The following is a 22,648-nucleotide window of genomic DNA, read 5'->3' on the forward strand; positions in this document are numbered from 1 at the left end:
ATATCAAGAGCTGGCGTCGGTCAACGAAGCAATCAGCTTTTCGGCCCGATCCACAGCTTCTTTTAGTGGTGCAAGTTCTTGGGTTGGCAGATCCAGATTGATCGATTTTTTCAATTCTGCCCGACGCAACGCCAGTTGAATTTTTGCGCGCTTGAGATCGGAACCCTGCGGGTGTGTTTTGGGCGCTGGTGGCTGAGGGCTTTTTTCTAGTGTCGCCAATGCCTGTTCGGCCAATTCAAACTGTTGCCCGAGCTGGTTGAGTTGAGCTTGTTGTTGAGCTGTTGGTGGGTGACCAAAGGCTTTTAGCGATTTGTGCAATTGGGCCCGGGCCATGGCCAGCGTAATTTTGGCCTGTTTAAGCGCGGCTTCATGACCGCTTGGCCGCAGGGCATGTGTTTGCGGCTCAGCTTCAGCCCGTGAGTGTGCCGCGACGGTGGGTTGCGAGCGTGCCGCACGTGCGGCTTGTCTGGTCGTTTCTTCGCGTGCGAGCCGGGTTTCACGCTGTTCGTAACGCCAACGTGCATGCTGCCGTTTGTTTGCCCGCGCTTCGAACTCCCCTGCTTGCTGCGCAAGTCCGCCTACAACTGGAATAACATTCGCAGGGAGTGGGCGCATTTCGATGCAGTCCACCGGGCAGGGGGCAACACACAGGTCGCAGCCCGTGCATTCATCCACGATCACGATGTGCATCAACTTGGCAGCGCCGAGAATGGCATCAACCGGGCACGCCTGAATGCATTTGGTGCAGCCGATGCACTCAGCCTCGCGGATGTACGCAACTTGAGCTGGAGCAGAGCCGCGTTCGGGGTCGAGCTCAATGACAGGTACGCGGAGCAACTGTGCCAGGGCGCGAACGGTTTCTTCTCCGCCAGGCGGGCATTTGTTAATGGCTTCGCCCTGGGCAATCCCTTTCGCATAAGGTTTGCAGCCCGGGTGGCCGCATTTTCCGCACTGAGTTTGCGGCAATAAGGCATCGATCTGTTGTATCAGGCTCATTGTGGGGTGTTTCCAACGACAGCAAGCCATCTCCCGGCGTTCATGACGTGGGGATCATCGAAACGGGCTTGGCATTAACGCGTGAATGTCAGGTCAGTCATAGTCACAGTCTAGCGAGGCTGGCTGATTATCCGACAAGGCAGGAAGGGAGGCTACTGAAGAACGTTCGCCAACGGCCGGTAGGCCATTGGCGAATGTGATACGCGGGGTCTTACTTGATGCGTTGACCCGGCTTGGCACCGCTGTCGGGGCTCAGCAGGTAAATTTCTTCACCGCCGGGACCCGCTGCCATGACCATGCCTTGCGAAATACCGAAACGCATTTTGCGCGGTTTCAGGTTGGCGATCATCATTGTCAGGCGACCTTCGAGTTCTGCCGGGTTCGGGTAGGCGCTTTTGATCCCGGAAAAGACGTTGCGCTGCTCATCACCGATGTCCAGCGTCAGGCGCAAGAGCTTGTCGGCACCTTCAACGGCTTCTGCCTTGAGAATCAGCGCCACGCGCAGGTCAACGGCCGCGAAGGCATCAAAGTCGATTTCGGCTGCCAGCGGTTCTTTTACCAGTTCGCCGTTACCTTTGGGGGCGGCGGAGCCTGTGTCAGTCTGACTCGCAACCAGGTCTTCTTTTGACGCGTCAGTCATCGCTTGTACTTTTACCGGATCAATACGGGTCATCAGCGGCTTGAATGCATTCAACTGATGGTTGTTCAGCAGGGTCGTGTGATCGTCCCACGTCAACGGCGAGACATTCAGGAATGCTTCGGCATCGGCGGCGAGCACGGGCAGCACGGGCTTTAGGAAAATGATCAGTTGGCGGAACAGGTTGATACCCAGTGCACACACTGCCTGGACTTCATCCTGTTTGCCTTCCTGTTTGGCCATGGCCCATGGCGCTTTTTCAGCAATCCAGGCGTTGGCGCGGTCGGCCAGTGCCATGATTTCGCGCATGGCGCGAGCGAAGTCGCGCGCTTCGTAGGCTTCAGCAATGCTCGGGGCGGCTGCCAGAAATGCATCCGTCAGCTCAGGTGCAGCGTTGCCTTCGACCATCACACCGGCATTGCCTTTGTGGATAAAGCCTGCGCAACGGCTGGCAATGTTAACCACTTTGCCGACCAGATCCGAGTTGACCTTTTGCACGAAATCTTCGAGGTTGAGGTCCAGGTCGTCGACCCCGCGACCCAGTTTCGATGCGTAGTAGTAACGCAGGTATTCAGGCGACAGGTGGTCCAGATAGGTGCGGGCCTTGATAAAGGTGCCGCGGGATTTGGACATCTTCTGGCCGTTGACCGTCAAATAGCCGTGGACATTGATGGCCGTGGGCTTGCGATAGCCTGCACCTTCGAGCATGGCTGGCCAGAACAGGGCGTGAAAGTTCACGATGTCTTTGCCGATGAAGTGATACAGCTCAGCGGTCGAATCTTTGGCCCAGTAGGCGTCGAAGTCCAGATCAGGACGGCGGGCGCAGAGATTCTTGAAGCTGGCCATGTAGCCGATAGGCGCATCCAGCCACACATAGAAATATTTGCCGGGCTCATCCGGGATCTCGAAACCGAAATACGGCGCATCGCGGGAGATGTCCCACTGTTGCAGACCCGCATCCAGCCATTCGGCAATTTTGTTTGCCACGGCGTCTTGCAGGGCACCGCTTCGGGTCCAGCTTTTGAGCATGGCGTCGAAGTCTGGCAGTTTGAAGAAGAAGTGTTGCGACTCTTTGAGCACCGGAGTGGCGCCGGAAATCGCTGATTTTGGGTTCTTCAGATCTGTGGGGGCGTAGGTGGCACCACATTTTTCGCAGTTGTCGCCGTATTGATCTTCAGTGCCGCATTTCGGGCAGGTGCCCTTGATGAAGCGGTCGGCCAGGAACATTTTCTTTTCCGGGTCGAAGTACTGAGTAATCGAGCGGGTTGCGATGTGGCCGGCTTCACGCAGCTTGATGTAGATCGCACTCGACAGCTCACGGTTTTCTTCAGCGTGGGTCGAATGGAAATTATCGAAGTCAACGAGGAAATCGGCAAAGTCGGCGCTGTGCTCAGCCTGAACGTTGGCGATCAGTTGCTCGGGTGTGATGCCTTCTTTTTCGGCGCGCAACATGATTGCCGAGCCGTGGGCGTCGTCTGCGCAAACGTACGTGCATTGATTGCCGCGTTGCTTCTGGAAGCGCACCCACATATCGGTCTGGATGTACTCAAGCATATGGCCAAGGTGGATTGAACCATTGGCATAGGGCAGGGCGCTGGTGACGAGGATCTTGCGTGGCTCGGACATGGGGCTCGGCTACTTGATGAGACGGTGGTCGGCCACTATAAAGCGCCAGACAATATATTTCACCCCGTGGACACGTATCTGTGGGTTTATGGTGTTTCAAGGGCTTTTAAAAGCCTGCTTTGGTCGCCTCAGAAGGTTAGGATAGCGGCCTGTTTTAATCAGACCTTTCGGGAGTTGCCCATGAGCGCCGTCAATCGCGCAGCGGTGGAGGCTGTCCTTCGCCAGTACACCGACCCTTACTTGAATCAGGACCCTGTGTCTGCCGGCTGCGTCCGTCATGTCGATATTGAAGGTGATCGCGTCAGCGTGCAGCTTGAGCTGGGTTACGCTGCGGGCCTGTTCAAAAATGGCTGGGCGCAGATGCTGCAAATGGCCATTCAAAACATGGACGGCGTGACAGCTGCCAAGGTTGAGGTCAATTGCGTGATTGCGGCGCACAAGGCTCAGGGACAAATCCCTGAGCTGGCCAATGTCAAAAATATTGTGGCAGTGGCGTCGGGCAAGGGTGGCGTGGGCAAATCCACCACGGCCGCAAACCTTGCGTTGGCACTGGCGCGCGAAGGTGCGCGGGTCGGTATTCTGGATGCCGACATTTATGGGCCGAGCCAGGGTGTAATGTTCGGCATTCCGGAAGGCACTCGGCCAAAGATCCGTGATCAGAAGTGGTTTGTGCCGATCGAAGCACACGGTGTTGAAGTGATGTCCATGGCGTTTTTGACCGACGACAACACGCCGATGGTGTGGCGCGGTCCAATGGTGTCCGGCGCGCTGTTGCAGCTGGTGACGCAAACAGCTTGGAATGATCTGGACTACTTAGTGATTGATATGCCGCCGGGTACGGGGGATATCCAGCTTACTCTGGCGCAGAAAGTTCCGGTCACCGGGTCTGTCGTGGTGACCACGCCGCAAGATCTGGCACTGCTGGACGCGCGCAAAGGTGTCGAAATGTTCCGCAAGGTCAATATCCCGGTATTGGGTGTCGTTGAGAACATGGCGGTCCACATCTGCTCCAATTGCGGTCACGCTGAGCATCTGTTTGGGGAGGGCGGGGGTGAGAAGCTTGCGACTCAATACGGTGTTGAGGTCTTGGCCTCATTGCCATTGTCGATGTCCATCCGTGAGCAGGCAGACAGCGGCAAGCCGACGGCGATTGCCGAGCCGGACAGTCCAATCGCATTGATTTATCAGGAATTGGCCCGGCATGTGGGGGCGCGCATCGTCTTGCACGAAGCGGCATCTCAAGCCATGCCCAGCATTACCAACAGCGACGATTGATATTCGGCAGTGGGGGCGGGCTAGCTCGCTCCTGCTGGCAAGCGTGGCGCTTAATGTTTTTGGACGGGCATAAAAAAACCCCGCTTTTGAGGGCGGGGTTTTTTACTGGATCAGTACAAGTTAGATAACTTGAACTTCCTCAGCTTGCATGCCTTTCTGACCGCGAGTAGCGATGAAAGAAACCTGTTGGCCTTCTTTCAGGCTTTTGAAGCCGTCGGACTGGATTGCTTTGAAGTGAACAAACAGGTCGTCACCGGATTGTGGAGTGATGAAGCCGAAGCCTTTTTCATCGTTGAACCACTTAACGGTACCAGTTTGGCGATTAGACATGGTGTAACTCCTTGGACAAAGATAACTGCGACTCAGGAAAAGCCCTGGCCGAGACTGAGTGCAAAGAGCAGGAAAAATTCTTGGAGATGGTTGGATCGAAATTCAACATCGTGTAGAGATTCTCAGTGACACAAGCAACACAGTGACGCCACCTTAACCCTTTTTCAGGAACGTGCAAAGGGTCTTTGCGAAGGTTTCTCTAAAAACGTGACTGGCGGTTGGCCTCACAGCCTGTATTCCCGGTAGGTACAGCTATTTTCAATAAATCTGTCTCAGGCTTTTGAACCTGACACCGCGCACCGGTAAGATGCCCAACAGAATTTTTCCACCTCGCTATTCAGGACACCCCGCCATGAGCATCAAATCAGACAAGTGGATCCGCCGCATGGCGCAAGAGCACGGCATGATCGAACCCTTCGTTGAGCGCCAGGTGCGCGGCGAAGGCGCCGACCGTCTGATCTCCTATGGTGTGTCGAGCTACGGCTATGACGTGCGTTGCGCGAACGAATTCAAGGTGTTCACCAACATCAATTCCGCCACCGTCGATCCAAAAAATTTCGATGAAGGCAGCTTTGTCGATGTCACCAGTGACGTGTGCATCATTCCCCCCAACTCGTTCGCCCTGGCGCGCACCGTCGAGTACTTCCGTATTCCGCGCAACGTGCTGACTATCTGTCTGGGCAAGAGCACGTACGCCCGCTGCGGCATTATCGTCAACGTGACCCCGCTTGAGCCGGAGTGGGAAGGCCACGTGACGCTGGAGTTCTCCAACACCACGACCTTGCCAGCGAAAATCTACGCCAACGAAGGTGTCGCACAGATGTTGTTCTTTGAGTCCGATGAAGAATGTGAAGTCTCCTACAAGGACCGTGGTGGCAAATACCAGGGCCAGCGCGGCGTGACCTTGCCACGTACCTGACGAGCTGAGGGAATTCCTGAGCGAAAATGCACTCTACTGAGTGTATTTCCGGTGATGCACCCAGCGCGCCGGATCCACGCTCAGGAGTGCCCCTATGAAGATTGATCCGAGTATCCGCGCCCAATTGGCCAGCCTTGAACCTAATCAGGTCGGTATGTTGGCCTGGTCGCTGCTCGCACACCCTCAGATGCAAGCAGGCGGCATCCCCGGCCAGCCTGATCCCGATACCCCGCAGCCCACTGAACCGGGCGTTCCGACGATTCCCGACGAGCCTCCACCTGCCCCCGTGGCGTGAATATTCAGTCAGTCATGCGTCAGTGGCCACACGCCCTCATCTGCTACCAGATACAGGCGCGTGCCGGGCGCAGGGCTGATGTTCATCCCCCCAGTGAATGCGCCGAACGCCGGTAATACGCTGACCTTGGTGCCAAGACAGAAGCAGGGCGCCCGTACGCTCTGTCTGCCCTTACCGCGCAGTCGGTATGTAGGATGCACATGACCGGCCAGCACATGGTGTGTTTCATGGGGATCTGGCTCATGCTGAAGTGCAAAGGGCCCCAGCAGTAGCGGCTCGGCAATCACCTCAATCTTCAACGCGTCTGGTGGATCTCCTGCGCGCCGGTCGTGGTTGCCCCTTATCAAAGTCATCGTCACCTCGGAATGCGCTTCGCGCCAGGTGCGAATGGCGGCCAATGTGTTGAGCGCGTGGGATTCAGGTGCGTGCAGAAAGTCCCCTAGAAAAATCACTTCTGTGCAGGGATAACGCTTCATTAAACGATTCAGTACATCGATATTGGTTTGAGTCGTTCCTGTCGGCACCGGCTGGCCCAGTTTTCGATAGGCTGCCGCCTTGCCGAAATGCGCGTCAGCAATCAACAGGGTTTGCCGCCGCGGCCAAAACATTGCCTTTTCTGCCAACAGCCATACTTCTTCACCTGCCAGTTCAACCGCTAGCTTCATGCTATTTCGTTCCTTTCAAGGCAGCGGCTTCCAGGTCCTTGACCATGCGGGCGATGCGGTCCGCCAGTTTCTCGGAGCTTAGACTTTCGCGAAAGCGCTCCACCAGGAGTGGAAAGGCGAACGGGGTTGCCCGCTTAATAGCATGCAGGTCGAGCGTTAAGGCGCGCATGTCCCTCAAGGTCAGTTCCAGGCGCTGAATGTCCAGCTCCTGGCGCAACACCTCCTCCTGGGCTTGGGTCAGTAACAGGTTGTTGGCGTCGTATTGCTTGAAGACTTCAAAAAACAAACCGCTGGAGGCTTGAACCTGCCGCGTGCTTTTTTGCGCGCCGGGATAGCCGCCAAAAACCAGTCCTGAAATGCGCGCAATCTCCCGAAAGCGCCTGAGGGCCAGCTCACCGGCGTTGAGGCTGGCAAGAATGTCTTCCAGCAAGTGACCCTCATCAAACAGGCCTGCGTTCAGAAGGGACGCCCAGTCCACTGCAGTTGCACTGAGCAGTTCAAAACCATAGTCATTCACCGCGATTGAGAATGTCAGCGGTTGCTGTTGACTGACCCGCCAGGCCAACAGGCTGGCCAGCCCCAGGTGCACCTGCCTGCCAGCAAAGGGATACAAGAACAGGTGCCAGCCTTCACGGGATTTAAGGGTCTCGGCCAGCAGGGTGTGGGTGCCGGGCAGGGCCGACCACGCCTCTTGCACCGCCAGCAAGGGTTTGATTGCCTGCATTTCCGGGCCTGTGAACTGACCGTGGCGAGCGGCATCCAGCTGCGCGACCACGGCATGCGCCAGCTCGCTGGAAAGTGGCATTCGTCCTCCATTCCAGCGCGGTACGGCGGCTTTTTTACCCGAGGTGCGTTTGACGTACGCCACCATGTTTTCGACGCGCACCAGTTCAAGCAAGCGCCCGCCGAACAAAAAGCCGTCCCCCGGTTTAAGCCTTGCAATAAAGCCTTCTTCGACACTGCCCAGCGATTGCCCGCCGCCGCCTTTGCGCCAGTACTTAAGCTGGATACTGGCGTCACTGACAATGGTGCCGATGCTCATACGGTGGCGTCGGGCCAGGCGTGCGCTGGGGACTCTCCACACGCCATCGGCATCGGGCTCAACGCGCTGATAGTCCGGATACGCCGTCAGCGAGTCGCCGCCATGATGGACAAACGCCAGCGCCCAGCGCCATTGTTCCTCGCTCAAGTCGCGATAAGCCCAGGTGCTGCGCACTTCGTCGAGTAATTCATCAGGCAGAAAACCGCCGGCCAATGCCATGCTGACCAGATGTTGCACCAACACATCCAGCGGGCAGTGGGGGGATTCCCGGGGCTCGATCAAACGGGCAGCCACTGCGGCTTTGGCGGCTGCTGCTTCTACCAGTTCCAGGCTGTGGGTCGGCACCAGCGTAACGCGCGAAGGCCGCCCCGGCGCATGCCCCGAGCGCCCGGCGCGTTGCATCAAACGGGCAATGCCTTTGACCGAGCCGATTTGCAGCACCCGCTCAACCGGTAAGAAATCCACGCCCAGATCCAGACTCGACGTACATACAACCGCCTTCAGTGTGCCTTCCTTGAGGCTGCGCTCGACCCAATCGCGCACGCCTCTGGCCAATGAACCGTGGTGCAGGGCAATTAATCCGGCCCAATCGGGACGGGCCTCTAGCAACGCCTGATACCAAATCTCGGATTGCGCGCGGGTATTGGTAAAAATCAGGCAACTGGCGCTGCTGTCCACCTCGTTCACAACTGCCGGCAACATGCGCAAGCCGATGTGCCCCGCCCAGGGAAAGCGTTCTATCGAGGGTGGCAACAGGGTGTCGACCTGCAAATCCTTAATGACGTTGCCCTGTACGCTGGCGCCCCCGCCTTGCGGCAACAGCACGTCCTGAGCGTGGGCCTGATTACCAAGGGTTGCAGAAATGCCCCACACAATCAGTTGTGGATTCCACTTGCGCAATCGAGCTAACGCCAATTGCAGTTGTACTCCGCGTTTGTTGCCAATCAACTCATGCCACTCATCGACCACCAACATGCGCAGGTTGGCCATCTGTGCCTCTGCGTCAGCACGGGTCAGCAGCAAGGTCAGGCTTTCGGGTGTGGTGACCAGCGCACTGGGCAGGCGACGGCCCTGTCGGGCGCGTTCACTGCTGCTGGTGTCGCCCGTGCGCAGGCCAACGGTCCATGGGATGTTCAAATCTGCCAGCGGTGCATCCAGCGCACGCGCGGTGTCCGCTGCCAGCGCGCGCATGGGGGTGATCCACAGCACCGTCAGCGGTGCTGAGGCCGGTTTGCGCGATTTGGGCGCAGTGAGCGGTTTGGCTGGCGCAGCACGGGCAAAACGGTTGAGTGCTGCAAACCATACCGCATAGGTTTTGCCAGCACCGGTGCTGGCATGCAGCAGCCCGGACTCACCGCGCTTGACCGCCGCCCAGACTTTTTTCTGAAAGTCGAACGGTACCCACTGTCGAGCAGTGAACCACTGTTTCGCGAAGTTAGTAGAGTCAGCCATACGCGCGGGCGATGCTCTGAGGGGGCTTGATTTACAGACCGCGAGCGCCGCCGGTTAGTGCCCCAAATTGTCGTTCGCCTCAAGGCGACAGCAGGTACCCGCTGCGGTGCTCCCCGGCCCCCGCCACATGGGCGATGACCATGCCAGCCGTGGCCATGCGCCGCAACGAGCGAGCATACAACACGCCGTCGGTTGCGCTGTAAACCGGCGTGACACGATCGCTGACCGGATCAATAACCTGGGCGATGAGTTGCCCGTCGCGCAGTTTCTCGCCCGGGCTGGCGCAAAATACCAGCAACCCCCCAACGGGCGTTGCAACCGGTTCAACCCCGGCCAGCGGCGTAGCAGGGCACAACAACGCGGGTGCAGGGGGCGGGTCGCCAGCAATGGCGCCCATGTCGATCAAATAATCAAGCAATGCCTCACAGTCGGCCTTGGCCATGGGATGGCTGACGTCATGCTGACCGCGCAACTCCACGGTGACCGACACACAACCCTGGGGGATGGCGGCGACGTGACCGAAGCGTTGTTTGAGCTCCCACCACACGAGCGTCAGGCACTCATCGAAGGACAACCCGCCAGAGTCGGTGGCCAGCAGGCTTGCCTGTGCACCGATGCGACGGGCCAGCGGCTCGACCCGAGGCCAGGCATCGGGGGTCGTGTAAAGGTGAGGGACGGCTTCAAAATCGCAATGCAGGTCCAGCACGATATCGGCATCGCAAGCCAGCGTTTGCAGGGTGGAACGCAGTGATTGCAGAGGGGTGGCGGGTACGTGTTGGGCGAGGGTTGCACGCACGTGATGGCGAATCAGGTGCAGGTTATGGTCAGGGTCATCGGTTAAAAGCCCTTCAATGGCATCACCTATTTCCAGGCTCAAATCGAGAAACAGGCGATTGAAGTTCTGCCCGCTTTCCAGTTCAAAACGACCCAGAGGCACGTCCATCAACACTTGTTCCAGGCCGGCGGGATTGGCCATGGGCACGACCACGATTTCACTGCGCAACCGGCCATCGTTTTCCAGCTCTGCCAGCCGCTGCTTGAGGTGCCAGGCCACCAGCATGCCTGGCAGTTCATCTGCGTGCAGTGCGGCCTGAATGTAGACCTTGCCCTGTGGTTGGTCAGGCCCATAGTGAAAACTGTGAATGTGCCGCTCACCGCCGGGCACGGGGGCCAGCAGGGGGTGGGTTTGATGTCGCTTTGTTTGCATGCAAAAGTCCCGATGAGCCAAGTCAGGGCGCGCCAGCCTGCAGCGTTCCGGCGAGTGAGGTCACGCAGGCGCGAATAATGGCAGCGATGCTGGCGCACGCATAGCACCCACACCGCGCTTTCCACATCGGTGATGGCCTTTAGCCCAGCAGTGCTTGCAAGGTTTCAAGGCTGTCGGCATCCGCGACACCTTTGTCATGTCGCCAGCGCAACATGCGCGGAAAGCGCACGGCGATTCCACTTTTATGGCGTTTTGACAGGGCAATGCCTTCAAACCCCAGCTCGAACACCATGCTGGGAGTCACGCTGCTGACCGGCCCGAATTTCTCGACGGTGGTCTTACGTACGATGGCGTCGACTTTGCGCATTTCTTCGTCGGTCAAACCTGAATAAGCCTTTGCAAAAGGCACCAATTGGCGGTCGGATTTTTCCGGCGGACCGTCCCACACGGCAAATGTGTAATCGCTGTAGAGGCTGGCACGGCGACCATGCCCGCGTTGGGCGTAGATCAGCACAGCATCGACGCTGAACGGGTCGACTTTCCATTTCCACCACACGCCCACGTCTTTGGTGCGCCCGACGCCGTACTGGGCTGTGCGCGATTTGAGCATCATCCCTTCCACGCCCAGGGCGCGAGAGGTGGTGCGTTGTTGCGCCAAGTCAGCCCAGTCGCTGCCGTGCAATTGGGGGGACAGCTGCAGCGCTGGCTGGTTGGCCTGATCCACTGCACCTTCCAGTTGCGCCCGTCGTTGCGCCTGCGGGTGCTGGCGCCAGTCCTGGCCTTGCCACTCCAGCAAGTCGTATGCAAGCAGCACCACCGGAATCTCCTGAAGGATCTTTTTGCTTAGCGTCTTGCGGCCAATACGCTGCTGCAGCAGGGCAAATGGCTGCACGTTGGGACCGGCCTGCGGTGCGTGATGCCAGACCACGATTTCGCCATCGATGACGCACCCATCCGGTAGTGCAGAGCCCATTTCCAAAAGCTCCGGGAAGCGCTCGCTGATTAATTCCTCGCCCCGCGACCAGAGCCACACTTGCCCGTCGCGCTTGACCAGTTGTGCACGTATACCGTCCCACTTCCATTCCACTTGCCAGTCTGCGGGCGGCCCCAGCAGGACCTCGAATTGTTCGACCGGCAGTTGCAGCGGGTGTGCCAGGAAAAACGGGTAAGGTTGCCCGCCACGTTGTGCGTGTTCGTCAGCGGAGGGTTCGGCGATCAGTTTCAGGTAATCGGCCGCAGAAGGTTTGCGCGACAGCTCGGTATACCCCACCAGCCGCTGGGCCACGCGCTTACTGTCGACCCCGGCCAGGGCCGCGAGCGCGCGGGTCACCAGCAGTTTGGAGACGCCCACGCGAAAACTGCCGGTGATCAATTTGATGCAGACCATCAGGCTTTGTTGATCCAGTTGCGCCCACAGCGCGGGAAGTCGCAGGGACAAAGCATCTGGCGTCGCTCCGCGCAGCGGTAACAGATGGTTTTCAACCCAGTCGGCGAGCCCGGTCTCACTGCTGTGCGGGGACTCGGGCAACAGCAGCGACAGGGTTTCGGCCAGATCCCCCACCGCCTGGTAGCTTTCTTCGAACAGCCACTCAGGCAAGTCGGCCTGCTGCATGCCAATCTCGCGCAGCACGCGGCTGGGCACCAGTTGGCGCGGGCGTCCGCCTGCCAAGAAGTACACCGCCCACGCGGCATCCGCGGGTTGGGCCTGGCTGAAATAGTCTTGCAGCGCGGCCAGCTTGGCGTTGCTGGAGGTGGTGGCGTCGAGCCGACCATAGAGCTGGGCGAAGGCTTTCATGAGGCAGGCTCCGGTAGGGGCGCTGCTTCTTCGTCATCGCCATATTCAGTGACAAAGCCTTGGGCATCCAGCCCCTTTTCCCGCAGAAACCGTACCAGGGTGCCGATGGATCCATGGGTGACCATGACCCGTTGCGCACCGGTCTGTTCAATGGCCCACAACAATCCGGGCCAGTCGGCGTGGTCGGAGAGGATAAACCCGCGATCAACACCCCGGCGTCGCCTCGGACCGCGCAGGCGCATCCAGCCGCTGGCAAAGGCATCGCTGTAGTCGCCAAAGCGGCGCATCCAGGTGCTGCCGCCCGAGGAGGGGGGCGCCAGAATCAATGCCTGCCGCAGCAAGGGATCAGTCTTTTTGAGGTCCCCTGCGTACAGCGTTTGCGGGATGTAAATGCCGGCGTCGCGGTACACCCGGTTTAGTGGCTCCACAGAACCGTGAGCCACGATCGGGCCAATACTGGCGTCGATGCCATGCAAAATACGCTGCGCTTTACCGAAGGCATAACAGAACAACACGCTGGCCTTGCCTACGCGCTGATTGGCCCGCCACCACTGGTTGATTTCGGCAAAAATCTGCGCTTGTGGCTGCCAACGGTAAATAGGCACGCCAAAGGTCGATTCGGTGATGAACGTGTGGCAGCGCACGGGCTCGAACGGCGCGCAGGTGCCGTCGGGTTCCACTTTGTAATCGCCGGAGGCCACCCACACTTCGCCTTTGTACTCCAGTCGTACCTGCGCCGAGCCCAGCACATGGCCCGCCGGGTGAAAGCTGAGGGTAACGCCATGGTGTTTCAGGGGTTCGCCGTAGGCCAGAGTTTGCAGGCTGATGTCTTGCCCCAGCCGCGCACGTAAAATGCCCGCGCCGGGTTCGGCGGCCAGGTAATGGGTGTTACCCGTGCGCGCATGGTCGCCATGCCCGTGGGTAATTACCGAACGTTCGACAGGGCGCCAGGGGTCGATGTAAAAATCCCCAGGCGGGCAGTACAAGCCTTCAGGTCGCGCAATCACAAGGTCCATGGGGATGCCGTGGCAATGGGCTTGTTATGTAGGAGGCAAGGACAGGGCGGGAAGTTCGAAAAAGGTGCAGGTGCTGACACTGCCGCGCAAGGTGGGCTCGGTGAACGTTCCCGGCGCGGCAGTGCTCGCGGTTTTACCTGCCCGGCGTCAGCGTCAGGCGGGTTTTTCCATACACCTTGTCGAAATGTTGCGGTTGCATCGGGAAGCTCAGGTACTGGCCTTTAAGCCACGGATCGATGCCATCGGCGTAATGCGGGCTGGCCGGGTTGCTGGATTGTCCGCTGCTGTTCTGCGCCATCATCGGTTCGACCTGCCCGAAGTCGACGATCATGCGCATGGCCGGGATCAACGTCGTGTCAAAGTTCGAATCCCCCAGGCGATAAGCGGCGATGTTCAGCGTGGTGTGATCACCGCCCGCCGCGATGGGGCCGCGCACAGCCTGGCCTTGGGCATTGCGCCAGACGTAAGTGTGCAACTTGCCCCATTGCCAGGCTTTAGGATCGCTGCCCATCAGGCGTTCACCGTTGTCGACAGCGGCCACCAGGCTATGCGCCAGGACTGTCGGTTTGTCTCGCGCTTTTCCATTGCGGGCGTCATTCCAGAATGGACTGTCCTCGCGGCTCAGCAAGTGATCGGCCTGAGCCGAGTACGACAGGTTGCCGTTGCTGATGAATGCCTGCCAACTGGCGCTGTTCTCAGGCCCGAGGGCGTCAAGGAACGTCACTTGCGTACTGGCCTGCAGGAACAGTTCATAGAGCGCGGCATTGGCCGAGCTTGCGCTGAGCTTGCCGTCAAAGGCCAATAACCGGCTCAAGGCTTCGCGCGCCTTCGGTTGATCGGCAGCGGGCAGGGCAGCAATGGCCTGTTTCAAGGGCTGGGTCATGCCGGGCGCGGTGAGCATGGCTTTGAGTTTGGGGGCGAACAGGGTGACCTGATCGTACTGCATGGCAATCAGGCTGCGCGCGTCCTGCTTGCCGCTGCCTGCCAGTTGCGCGATGCGCTCACTGCGTTCGGGCGACAGCCACGAGTTTGACAGTTGCATGCCGTAGCCATAGGCCGCCGAGCGCTGATTGGCCGTGCCGAGCCAGCCTTGAGCCGGGTCTTGATCGTAGGGATGCAACATGGCATCGGCGTATCCGTCCCAGTCATAGCGACTTTGCCAGCCCGGCGACGGGATCAGGCCCAGGCCTTCGCGGCGGTTGGGGTACAGGCCGGTCACTTGCCAGCCAATATGCCGGGCGTCGGCATACAACAGGTTGAGGGCGACCGAACGGATTTCACGGCTGGCGTCTGAGGCTGCCTCGCTGGTTTGCGCGCGGGACAGGTTGAAAAACGCGTCCAGCGTCTTGTCGTCCTTAAAGTCCGGCATTTGCAGGGCCAGGCCCAGGCTACTGTTCAGCGCAGTATTGAGCAGTGGCCCGTGACGGGTTTCATAGACGGCTTCACGAATCGGGCGCTGGCCTTTGATGAAGAAGGTTTCATTGCGCACGCTGGCGGGCAGCCATTTGCCGTTCGACAGGTAGTAAAGACGATTGCCTTCGCGTTTGAGTTTCTCAACAAACACGTCCTGATTGTCGCCCATGGCCATGCTCATGCCCCACGCAACGTTACCGTTGAAGCCGGCAAACAGGGTCGGCAGCCCGGCAATCGAGGCCCCCGCAGCCTGATATTTTGGGGCGCGGATTTGCACGTAGCTCCAGGCCGAAGGGATGCCGATGGGCTGATGAATATCGTTGGCCAGCAGGCTTTTGCCCGAGCGGCTGCGTTGCGGGCCTATCGCCCAGTCACTGGACGCCGTTACGCCCGGCATGCTCAGGCGGGTGACCTGTTCGAGGGCATGCGTCACGCTGTCCAGCCCTTGCAACGCAGTGCCAAAGTTCAACCCCTTGAGTTTCTCGGCCTCACTGGTAGGCAATGCTTCACCGGGGTAGGTCGGCATCAGCCATGGCAATTTGTCGCTGCCCACTTTCTGTGCCAGCACCAGCGCATTCAACTCCTCTTGCAGGTTGGTTGACATGCCGAAGCTCAGCAGGCTGTACACCAGTGCCGAATCTTCGGGTTTCCAGTACTCGGCCTTATAACCTGCCCGGGCCAGATCTTCGGGCAGTTTGTCGCGGTAGCGAAACAGGTAAGCGTTAACGCCCCGGGCATACACCTCAAAAAACTTTTTCAGGCGCGGCGATGCACTTTTGTATAGCTCGCTGGCGTTCTTTTTCAGGTTGATGCTGCGCATCAGGCGGTCGGTTGGCAGGGCATCGGCACCCTCCAGTTCCGCCAGACGGCCTTGCGCGAGCAGGCGCAGGCGTACCATCTGGCTGATGCGATCACTGGCGTGCACATAGCCCAGCGTGAAAAGTGCGTCATGGAAACTGCTGCTTTCAATCAGCGGCATGCCCTGTGCGTTACGCCGCACCGACACGTTCTGCGCCAGCCCTTTGAGCGGCTGCACCCCTGACGTGGGCACCAGGCTTTGGGTGGCAGGGTTGTTCATCTGGCAACCGGTCAGGCTCAGAAAACCGACCACTGCCGCGGCAACGCCGAACCGGGGTAAACAATAAGTGAAGGCTGGCGAGGCCATGGCAAAGCTCCTGCGAAGGGGGTGTCATCGAAAGGCGCTACGTTAGTGACGCGCAAGAGGGCACGCAAGGGCTATATGGCGAAAAGCCAAGTGCAGGCGCCGTCAGCATCGCACGCTGTGTTATTGCGGCCGAACGGCGCAAGGCGCTATGTGCCGCTGGCCTGCAGCGGCAGCGTTATAGCAGCTTCAAACTGCGAGGGTTGTTTATTGTGGCGGGTTGATCTTGGCCACCAGCGCGTAGGCCCGCTCAGTGGCGGGGCGTGCCTTGATGCGGTCAAACCAGGTTTTCAGCGCCGGGAAGTCGTCCAGATTCTGCCCTTGCCAGGCATGCGGCACGATCCACGGGTAAATCGCCATGTCCGCGATGCTGTACGCGTCACCTGCAACAAACTGCCGGCCTTCCAGTTGCTTGTTCAAGACGCCATAGAGGCGGGCCGTTTCGTCGGTATAGCGCTTGATCGCGTAAGGGATTTTTTCGGGCGCAAAACGATTGAAGTGGTGATTTTGCCCCGCCATTGGCCCCAGGCCGCCCATTTGCCAGAACAGCCACTGCAGCGCCATTTGCCGCCCTCGCAAATCCTTGGGCAAGAACTGTCCGGTTTTCTCGGCCAGATACAGCAGGATGGCACCCGATTCGAACAGCGAGAGCGGCGCGCCACCGTCCGCCGGGGTTTGATCGACAATGGCCGGAATGCGGTTGTTGGGCGAGATTTTCAGGAAAGCAGGCGCAAACTGTTCATTTTTACTGATGTTGACCGGGTGGACCTTGTAGGGCAGGCCAGCTTCTTCGAGAAACAGTGAAACCTTGTGGCCGTTTGGGGTGGTCCAGTAGTAAAGATCGATCATGAAGGGCTCCAGAAGCGAATGTTCACGTTGAAACTGATGCTCGGCAAAGGTAGCAGTTCACTCGCAGTTGTCAGTTTTACTCGCGCCGTTGTGAAGGGGAAACGTGTCAGTGCAAGTTTTGGCAGGAAATCTCAGGCGGTAAAAATACAAACGCCGCACATGCCTGAAGGCAGGTGCGGCGCAGGTCGGGCGCTGTTTAAAGGATCAGGCGCCGTGACACTTTTTGAATTTTTTGCTGCTGCCACACGGGCAAGGATCGTTGCGGCCAACGTCTTTCAACGCATTGCGCACAGGCTCCTGATGGGCGTGACCGCAGTTCGGGCCATGCACATGACCGTTACCGTGGTCATGGGCGTGATCATGCTGATCATGATCGTGGTTGCAGTCTGGGCCGTGAACGTGGGGTTGTTGGGTCATTGCTCAATCACTCTGGAATAAAATCGCCGGGGATTATCTCGCCTTTGCGCATGACGTGCACGTCGTTACCGTAGAACAGGCCGGTCTCCAGCGTGCCTTCAAGCCGATAAGGGATAGGTTCGTCAGGCGACTCCAGCAATTTGACCAGGGGTTTGACGTGTTGCCACATATTGGTGCGCACCGGGACTACGTAGTCGGCCGTGCCTTTGGGATCAACGCTGAACCATTGGCTGTGTTCGCCTTCTGTCAACAAAATGGGGCCCAAGTACACTTTGTAGCTGATGCCGCGGACGGTGAGGGTGGAGTCATTGGGGTTATCCACCCTGAAGTGCAGCTTGAAGCGCTGCTCCAACAGTTTGGCCTGAATTAGTTCAACACGCTCCAGGCGCACTCCGGGGTCTTTGTCCGAGGACTCAAACCAGGAGGCGCACCCCGACAGACCCACTATCAGCAAGAGGGCGGCGGTGTGTTTAATAAGTGCCCGAGCATCCATTCTTTGCTCCTTATCAGCCACGTCAGTTCAGCTTATTGGGCGAAATAGCCGGCGCAGCATTTTTTGAATTTGAAGCCGCTGGCGCAAGGACAGGGGTCATTGCGCCCCACTTTTAGCGAAACGGTTGGATCAATGAAGAACCAGCGCCCAGCACTTTGCACGAAGGAAGACTTTTCCCGATGGCTGTGTTCGCCATTGGCATCATGCCAGCGGGCCGTAAAGGTGACGAACGCATGTTCAGGTTGACCACCAAACACTTCACTGTGTTCAACCTCTAACCCGAGCCACGTACTTTGTGTACTCCAGCTTTTAATGGATTCACGGTCGAGACCGGCTTGCTGCACCGGTAATGTCGTAGCAACCAGGTAATCCACCCGCCCCAGAACGTAGGCGCTGTAACGTGAACGCATGAGGGTTTCGGCGCTTGGGGCGACAGTCCCCGCGTGATAATGCCCGCAGCAGGCGTCGAGCAGGTTGCCGCTGCCACAAGGGCAAATGGATGTACTCATCGGTTTACCACCAATACTTGCCGAAGTTTTCCGGATTGGCCCAGAACCTGGCATTTAACCAGTCGGGCACCTGTTTGTACTCGCGTAGATCATAGGTGAATAGCGTCAGTATCTGATCGTCACGCTGAAAGCTCTCATTGTTCTGTAGTGCTAAAGCGAAAAAGTCCGTTTCTTTCCAGTCGCACGCTGTCAGATCTGCGAGTACCGCGAGTCGACTGGCGTTCAGGTTACGAATCCCGCCCAGCAATTCAAGACCCGCTTTTTTGGGCAGGTGTTCAAGGCAATCCACTACCAGGGCTAAATCAAAGCGCTGGCTGGCCAAGTCTTCGGGAAGCGGGCCGGGGGTTGCCAGTGAGACCTGGGCGTCAGGGTGGGCCTGTTGAAAGGCTTGCAGGGCCGGAAAATGACTGGCGCCGACCACCAGCAAACGCTGCGGGGCGTATCGATCAAGCAAAGCCGCCAAAGCGTGCTGAGGCGTGCGGGTGGAAATGCCGGAGTTCATCTCAAGTCCTCTTTCTAAGCGCCCAAGACTAGCCTGCCCTGACCCTGCGGCCTAGTGGATCCACTCAACGAAAGCGAAGAAGCGGTCTGGCGACCTCACGTATCGAAATGACACACCGAGGTATTTTTGTCGGGACCTCTGGCGCAGCTGTCCTGCCACCCGTTAAGGTGCATCCAAAGAAAAAACATAACGATCAGGGGGAGCTATGAAGGTGCTTTGGGGGGTGGGGAAAGTCTTGACCCTTTTGTTTTGGGTGGTTGTGATGATCAATGTGCTCAATCCGTTGATCAACCCATTTGATGTATTGGTCAATCTGGCCGGCAGTTTGTTGTTGCTGACCCACTTGCTTGAGCTGCTACTGTTCAACGGCAGTATCAAAGAGCGCCCCAATCCTTGGCGTGATCGCTTGCATGTCCTTCTGGTTGGCATTTTTCACCTGCAAACCCTCCGCTCCACTTCTGAACAAGGCGCTCACCATGCGTAAGTTAGGTCTATTGGTCGCCCTGTGCAGCCCGTTTGTCCATGCCGAATCGGTCAAGGTTGATCCCAACACGCTGATGCGTTTGCCCGCCAATACCAGCGTCTTGCAACTCGAACAGCTCGATGTGGCGGATTACGGCACCTTGCTGATCCCGCCCGGTGTGACGCAGGTCAAAATTGACCAACTGCATTTGGGACGTGAAGCGCGCATCACCATTGTCCCGGCCGAGCGTGCCATTGAGTTGCACGCGGCTTATGCCAACTTTGAAGAAGGCAGCCAGATCAATGCCCGTGGCGCAGCGGGCACTTACGAAAAACCGGCGCGACCGGCCCGAGATCTGACCCTGCGGTTTGATGCCTTACAAGCCAACGAGCTGTCGGTCGATGCCCGTGGCGGAACCGGTGCGCCGGGTTTTGTCGGGCTCGATGGCGGCAACGGTGAGGCACCGGGGTGCACCTGGGGTTCCGCGGGCGCAGGCCACAATGGGCAAAACGGTGGTAACGGTCAGCAGGGCGCTGCCGGTGCGCAGGTGCGTGTCGAACTGCCCCGAGATTTCCCTGAAGCCCTGATCAACGTGCGTGTGGAGGGCGGCGCGGGTGGCAAGCCCGGTGCAGCAGGGCGTGCGGGGGCTGGCGGCAAATCCAAAGGGTGCCTGGTGTACCGCACCGACGGCGCCAAGTCAGGCAAGCCCGGGCTGGCTGGTGAGCCCGGCGAAACCGGTTCTGCTGGCGCGGTGACCATCCAGCGCTTGTAACCCTTCCTGTAAACGCGCAGTTGCTGACACCGCATAAAGGTTGCGAGCGGTTGCACGACGTTCATCGCGGCGTCGCGCAACAGCTCAAGGCCTTAAAACATCGGCCGCGCCGCCGCAATCGCTACCAGCAACAGCCCGACGATCAAGTTACAGCCCACCAATCGACGAATCCTGGCCAAAGCCGCTGCGCCTGCCGCCCATTGCTCTGCCTGGACTGCCTTGCGCAGTTCCGGAAGTTGCAGGGATTGAATGCGGATAAACAGCGCCACCATCACGATGTACAGCCCCATCATGATCTGCACATAACGCGGTGCGGTCTCAAATCCGTTAAAGCGGATCTGCAACAGGCCAACACCGCTTATCGGCAAAATCAGCACCGCGGCCCATACCCAGACGAAAAAACGCGGAAACACCTCGACCCATAATTTCAGCCGGGCCGGGCCTTCAAGGGCCGCCACACTGGCCGGTCGCAGGATCATCCAGGCAAAAAACATTCCGCCGACCCAAATCAGGGCGGCCAAAACATGCAGGCTATAGGCAAGGGCAAAGGCGGTCATGAGGTACTCCGTTCGGCGCGGGATGATTTAGCGGGGTATGATAGCGGCCATTCGAACCACTGAAAATTTATCCAGCGTTTCTCGCGCCCGAAGAACCATGATTAGTAACGAACTCAAATCCCAGATTCAGGGCGCATACTCGCGTTTTCTCGAAGCCAAGAGCCTCAAGCCACGCTATGGCCAGCGGTTGATGATCGCTGAAGTGGCCAAGGTGCTGGGCGACATCGATACCGACGAAGAAGGCCATCGCAGCGGCGAGCCCGCCGTGGTTGCGGTCGAAGCGGGCACTGGCACCGGCAAGACCGTGGCCTACAGCCTGGCCGCAATCCCGACGGCAAAGGCGGCAGGCAAGCGCCTGGTGATTGCCACGGCGACCGTGGCGTTGCAGGAGCAGATTGTCTACAAAGACCTTCCGGATCTCATGCGCAACAGCGGGCTGAATTTCAGTTTTGCCTTGGCCAAAGGCCGTGGGCGTTACATGTGCCTGTCCAAGCTCGACATGCTGCTGCAAGAAGGCCACGCGCAAACTGCGACGGCGCAGTTGTTCGAGGAAGAAGGGTTCAAGATCGAGGTTGATGAAGCCAGTCAAAAGCTGTTCACCAGCATGATCGAAAAGCTGGCGGGCAATAAGTGGGACGGCGACCGCGACAGCTGGCCTCAGGCTCTGGAAGACCAGGACTGGGCGCGTCTGACCACCGACCACAGCCAATGCACCAACCGCCATTGCCCGAACTTCGGCCAGTGCGCCTTCTATAAGGCCCGCGAAGGCATGGGCAAGGTGGACGTGATCGTCACCAACCACGACATGGTACTGGCCGACCTGGCGCTGGGCGGCGGTGCGGTATTGCCTGATCCGCGTGACACGCTGTATGTGTTCGACGAAGGCCATCACCTACCGGACAAGGCCATCGGCCACTTCGCCCATTACACGCGCCTGCGCTCCACCGCCGACTGGCTGGAGCAAACCGCCAAGAACCTCACCAAACTGCTGGCGCAACACCCACTGCCGGGTGACTTGGGGCGTTTGCTGGAACAAGTGCCGGAGCTTGCGAAGGAGATCAAGGCGCAGCAGCAGTTCATGTTCACCACCTGTGAGCAGATCGCTGACTTCAAGGTCGGTGAAGAACCGGAAGGGCGTGAGCGCCCGCGGCACCGCTTTGTCGGCGGGCTGATTCCCGATCATATGCGGGAAATGGGCATCGAACTGAAAAAAGGCTTCTCGCGTCTTACAGACTTGTTTACCCGGCTGACTGAAATTCTGAAGGACGGCATGGACGGTGAGGTCAACATCGGCATCACCAGCAATCAGGCCGAAGAGTGGTATCCCCTGTTTGGCAGCTTGCTGTCCCGTGCCCAGGGTAACTGGGAATTGTGGACCGCCTTTACCACCGAAGACCCCGAAGACAACCCGCCTATGGCCCGTTGGTTGACGCTGGCTGAAAGCGGCTCGCTGTTTGATATCGAGGTAAACGCCAGCCCGATTCTGGCGGCAGAAATGCTGCGCCGTAACCTGTGGAACGTCGCCTATGGCGCGTTAGTCACGTCGGCCACACTTACCGCGTTGGGCACCTTCGATCGTTTCCGCATGCGCGCCGGGTTGCCGAAAAAGGCGGTTACCGCAGTCGTACCCAGCCCGTTCCACCATGCCGACGCGGGTGTGCTGCGGGTGCCCGACCTTAAAGCCGACCCGCGTGACGCGATGGCGCACACGGCGGCGATCATTCGCGACCTGCCGGGTCTGGTTGAAGGTTCCAAAGGCACGCTGGTGTTGTTCTCGTCGCGCAAACAGATGCAGGACGTGTTCGACGGCCTGGAGCGTGACTGGCGCAAGCAGGTGTTCATCCAGGGCAACTTGTCGAAACAGGAAACCCTCAACAAACACAAGGCCCGGGTGGATGGTGGCGACTCCAGTGTGTTGTTCGGGCTGGCCAGCTTTGCTGAAGGTGTGGACTTGCCCGGCGCGTACTGTGAGCACGTGGTGATCGCTAAAATTCCGTTCTCGGTGCCTGACGACCCGGTCGAAGCGGCGCTTGCGGAGTGGATCGAGGCCCGTGGCGGCAACCCGTTCATGGAAATATCCGTCCCCGACGCGTCCCTCAAACTGGTGCAAGCCTGCGGTCGTCTGCTGCGCACCGAGCAGGATCGCGGCACTATCACGTTGCTGGACCGGCGACTGGTGACTCAGCGCTATGGCAAGGCGATCCTGAATGCCTTGCCACCTTTCCGGCGCGAAATTTCTTAAGCGCAAGTCGGCCT

Annotated in this window: 21 protein-coding genes; 6 read left to right on the forward strand and 15 right to left on the reverse strand. The window is 58.8% G+C overall.

The window, feature by feature from the left end; all coding sequences use genetic code 11:
• Positions 1-3: 3 nt before the first annotated feature.
• Complete coding sequence (gene rsxB, locus HBN61_RS03380; protein ID WP_524539059.1) at positions 4-996, reverse strand: electron transport complex subunit RsxB; 993 nt, start codon at positions 994-996, stop codon at positions 4-6.
• 211 nt (positions 997-1,207) lie between these two features.
• Complete coding sequence (gene metG, locus HBN61_RS03385; protein ID WP_170046175.1) at positions 1,208-3,259, reverse strand: methionine--tRNA ligase; 2,052 nt, start codon at positions 3,257-3,259, stop codon at positions 1,208-1,210.
• A 180-nt stretch (positions 3,260-3,439) separates the two neighbouring features.
• On the opposite strand from metG, the gene apbC reads away from it, so the two are divergent.
• Complete coding sequence (gene apbC / locus HBN61_RS03390; protein ID WP_094993639.1) at positions 3,440-4,534, forward strand: iron-sulfur cluster carrier protein ApbC; 1,095 nt, start codon at positions 3,440-3,442, stop codon at positions 4,532-4,534.
• A 120-nt stretch (positions 4,535-4,654) separates the two neighbouring features.
• On the opposite strand, the gene HBN61_RS03395 is transcribed toward apbC, so the two are convergent.
• On the reverse strand, positions 4,655-4,864 hold the full coding sequence (locus tag HBN61_RS03395; protein ID WP_002554837.1) for a cold-shock protein: 210 nt from the start codon (positions 4,862-4,864) through the stop codon (positions 4,655-4,657).
• 352 nt (positions 4,865-5,216) lie between these two features.
• On the opposite strand from HBN61_RS03395, the gene dcd reads away from it, so the two are divergent.
• Both dcd and HBN61_RS03405 read left to right on the forward strand, forming a co-directional pair.
• Positions 5,217-5,783 (forward strand): dCTP deaminase, encoded by a 567-nt coding sequence (dcd, locus tag HBN61_RS03400; RefSeq protein WP_019411020.1) that lies wholly within the window; start codon positions 5,217-5,219, stop codon positions 5,781-5,783.
• Between the two features lie 94 nt (positions 5,784-5,877).
• Entirely contained in the window at positions 5,878-6,078 is a 201-nt protein-coding gene (locus HBN61_RS03405) for a hypothetical protein (protein WP_094993638.1), read from the forward strand.
• An 8-nt stretch (positions 6,079-6,086) separates the two neighbouring features.
• Here HBN61_RS03405 and pdeM read toward each other — a convergent pair whose 3' ends face one another.
• The 11 genes from pdeM to HBN61_RS03460 all read right to left on the reverse strand — a co-directional run bounded on the left by pdeM (position 6,087) and on the right by HBN61_RS03460 (position 18,600).
• Positions 6,087-6,743: a ligase-associated DNA damage response endonuclease PdeM gene (pdeM, locus tag HBN61_RS03410; RefSeq protein ID WP_094993637.1), complete on the reverse strand. Its 657-nt coding sequence runs from the start codon at positions 6,741-6,743 to the stop codon at positions 6,087-6,089.
• A gap of 1 nt (position 6,744) precedes the next feature.
• On the reverse strand, positions 6,745-9,237 hold the full coding sequence (locus tag HBN61_RS03415; RefSeq protein ID WP_170046176.1) for a ligase-associated DNA damage response DEXH box helicase: 2,493 nt from the start codon (positions 9,235-9,237) through the stop codon (positions 6,745-6,747).
• A gap of 79 nt (positions 9,238-9,316) precedes the next feature.
• On the reverse strand, positions 9,317-10,444 hold the full coding sequence (locus HBN61_RS03420; protein WP_094993635.1) for a succinylglutamate desuccinylase/aspartoacylase family protein: 1,128 nt from the start codon (positions 10,442-10,444) through the stop codon (positions 9,317-9,319).
• Positions 10,445-10,583: 139 nt separating this feature from the next.
• Positions 10,584-12,239 carry an ATP-dependent DNA ligase gene (locus HBN61_RS03425; protein ID WP_170046177.1) on the reverse strand — a complete coding sequence of 552 codons (1,656 nt, stop codon included), beginning with the start codon at positions 12,237-12,239 and terminating at the stop codon, positions 10,584-10,586.
• Positions 12,236-13,255 (reverse strand): ligase-associated DNA damage response exonuclease, encoded by a 1,020-nt coding sequence (locus HBN61_RS03430; protein WP_094993633.1) that lies wholly within the window; start codon positions 13,253-13,255, stop codon positions 12,236-12,238. The genes HBN61_RS03425 and HBN61_RS03430 overlap by 4 nt, the downstream gene beginning before the upstream one ends.
• Before the next feature lie 133 nt (positions 13,256-13,388).
• Positions 13,389-15,833: a penicillin acylase family protein gene (locus HBN61_RS03435; RefSeq protein ID WP_170046178.1), complete on the reverse strand. Its 2,445-nt coding sequence runs from the start codon at positions 15,831-15,833 to the stop codon at positions 13,389-13,391.
• A gap of 204 nt (positions 15,834-16,037) precedes the next feature.
• Entirely contained in the window at positions 16,038-16,679 is a 642-nt protein-coding gene (locus tag HBN61_RS03440; RefSeq protein WP_094993631.1) for a glutathione S-transferase N-terminal domain-containing protein, read from the reverse strand.
• Positions 16,680-16,883: 204 nt separating this feature from the next.
• The gene (locus HBN61_RS03445) at positions 16,884-17,096 is read right to left on the reverse strand and encodes an SEC-C metal-binding domain-containing protein (RefSeq protein WP_080960307.1); all 213 of its coding nucleotides are present in this window, start codon (positions 17,094-17,096) and stop codon (positions 16,884-16,886) included.
• A 7-nt stretch (positions 17,097-17,103) separates the two neighbouring features.
• Complete coding sequence (locus HBN61_RS03450; protein ID WP_169963231.1) at positions 17,104-17,589, reverse strand: LEA/WHy family protein; 486 nt, start codon at positions 17,587-17,589, stop codon at positions 17,104-17,106.
• Positions 17,590-17,621: 32 nt separating this feature from the next.
• Positions 17,622-18,098 (reverse strand): YchJ family protein, encoded by a 477-nt coding sequence (locus HBN61_RS03455; RefSeq protein WP_094993629.1) that lies wholly within the window; start codon positions 18,096-18,098, stop codon positions 17,622-17,624.
• A gap of 4 nt (positions 18,099-18,102) precedes the next feature.
• Positions 18,103-18,600, reverse strand: coding sequence for a DUF6231 family protein (locus tag HBN61_RS03460; RefSeq protein ID WP_094993628.1), 498 nt, complete (start codon positions 18,598-18,600; stop codon positions 18,103-18,105).
• 205 nt (positions 18,601-18,805) lie between these two features.
• Here HBN61_RS03460 and HBN61_RS03465 point away from each other — a divergent pair, with 205 nt between their 5' ends.
• Both HBN61_RS03465 and HBN61_RS03470 read left to right on the forward strand, forming a co-directional pair.
• Entirely contained in the window at positions 18,806-19,084 is a 279-nt protein-coding gene (locus HBN61_RS03465) for a DUF1145 domain-containing protein (protein WP_170046179.1), read from the forward strand.
• Positions 19,077-19,835 (forward strand): hypothetical protein, encoded by a 759-nt coding sequence (locus tag HBN61_RS03470; RefSeq protein WP_094993626.1) that lies wholly within the window; start codon positions 19,077-19,079, stop codon positions 19,833-19,835. The genes HBN61_RS03465 and HBN61_RS03470 overlap by 8 nt, the downstream gene beginning before the upstream one ends.
• Before the next feature lie 92 nt (positions 19,836-19,927).
• On the opposite strand, the gene HBN61_RS03475 is transcribed toward HBN61_RS03470, so the two are convergent.
• Positions 19,928-20,392, reverse strand: coding sequence for a CopD family protein (locus tag HBN61_RS03475; RefSeq protein WP_094993625.1), 465 nt, complete (start codon positions 20,390-20,392; stop codon positions 19,928-19,930).
• 97 nt (positions 20,393-20,489) lie between these two features.
• Between HBN61_RS03475 and dinG the strand changes: the two genes are divergently transcribed.
• Positions 20,490-22,634: an ATP-dependent DNA helicase DinG gene (dinG, locus tag HBN61_RS03480; protein ID WP_047278693.1), complete on the forward strand. Its 2,145-nt coding sequence runs from the start codon at positions 20,490-20,492 to the stop codon at positions 22,632-22,634.
• Positions 22,635-22,648 lie beyond the last annotated feature (14 nt).

It is taken from the genome of Pseudomonas sp. WS 5071 (assembly GCF_012985765.1).
Lineage (GTDB): Bacteria > Pseudomonadota > Gammaproteobacteria > Pseudomonadales > Pseudomonadaceae > Aquipseudomonas > Aquipseudomonas lundensis_A.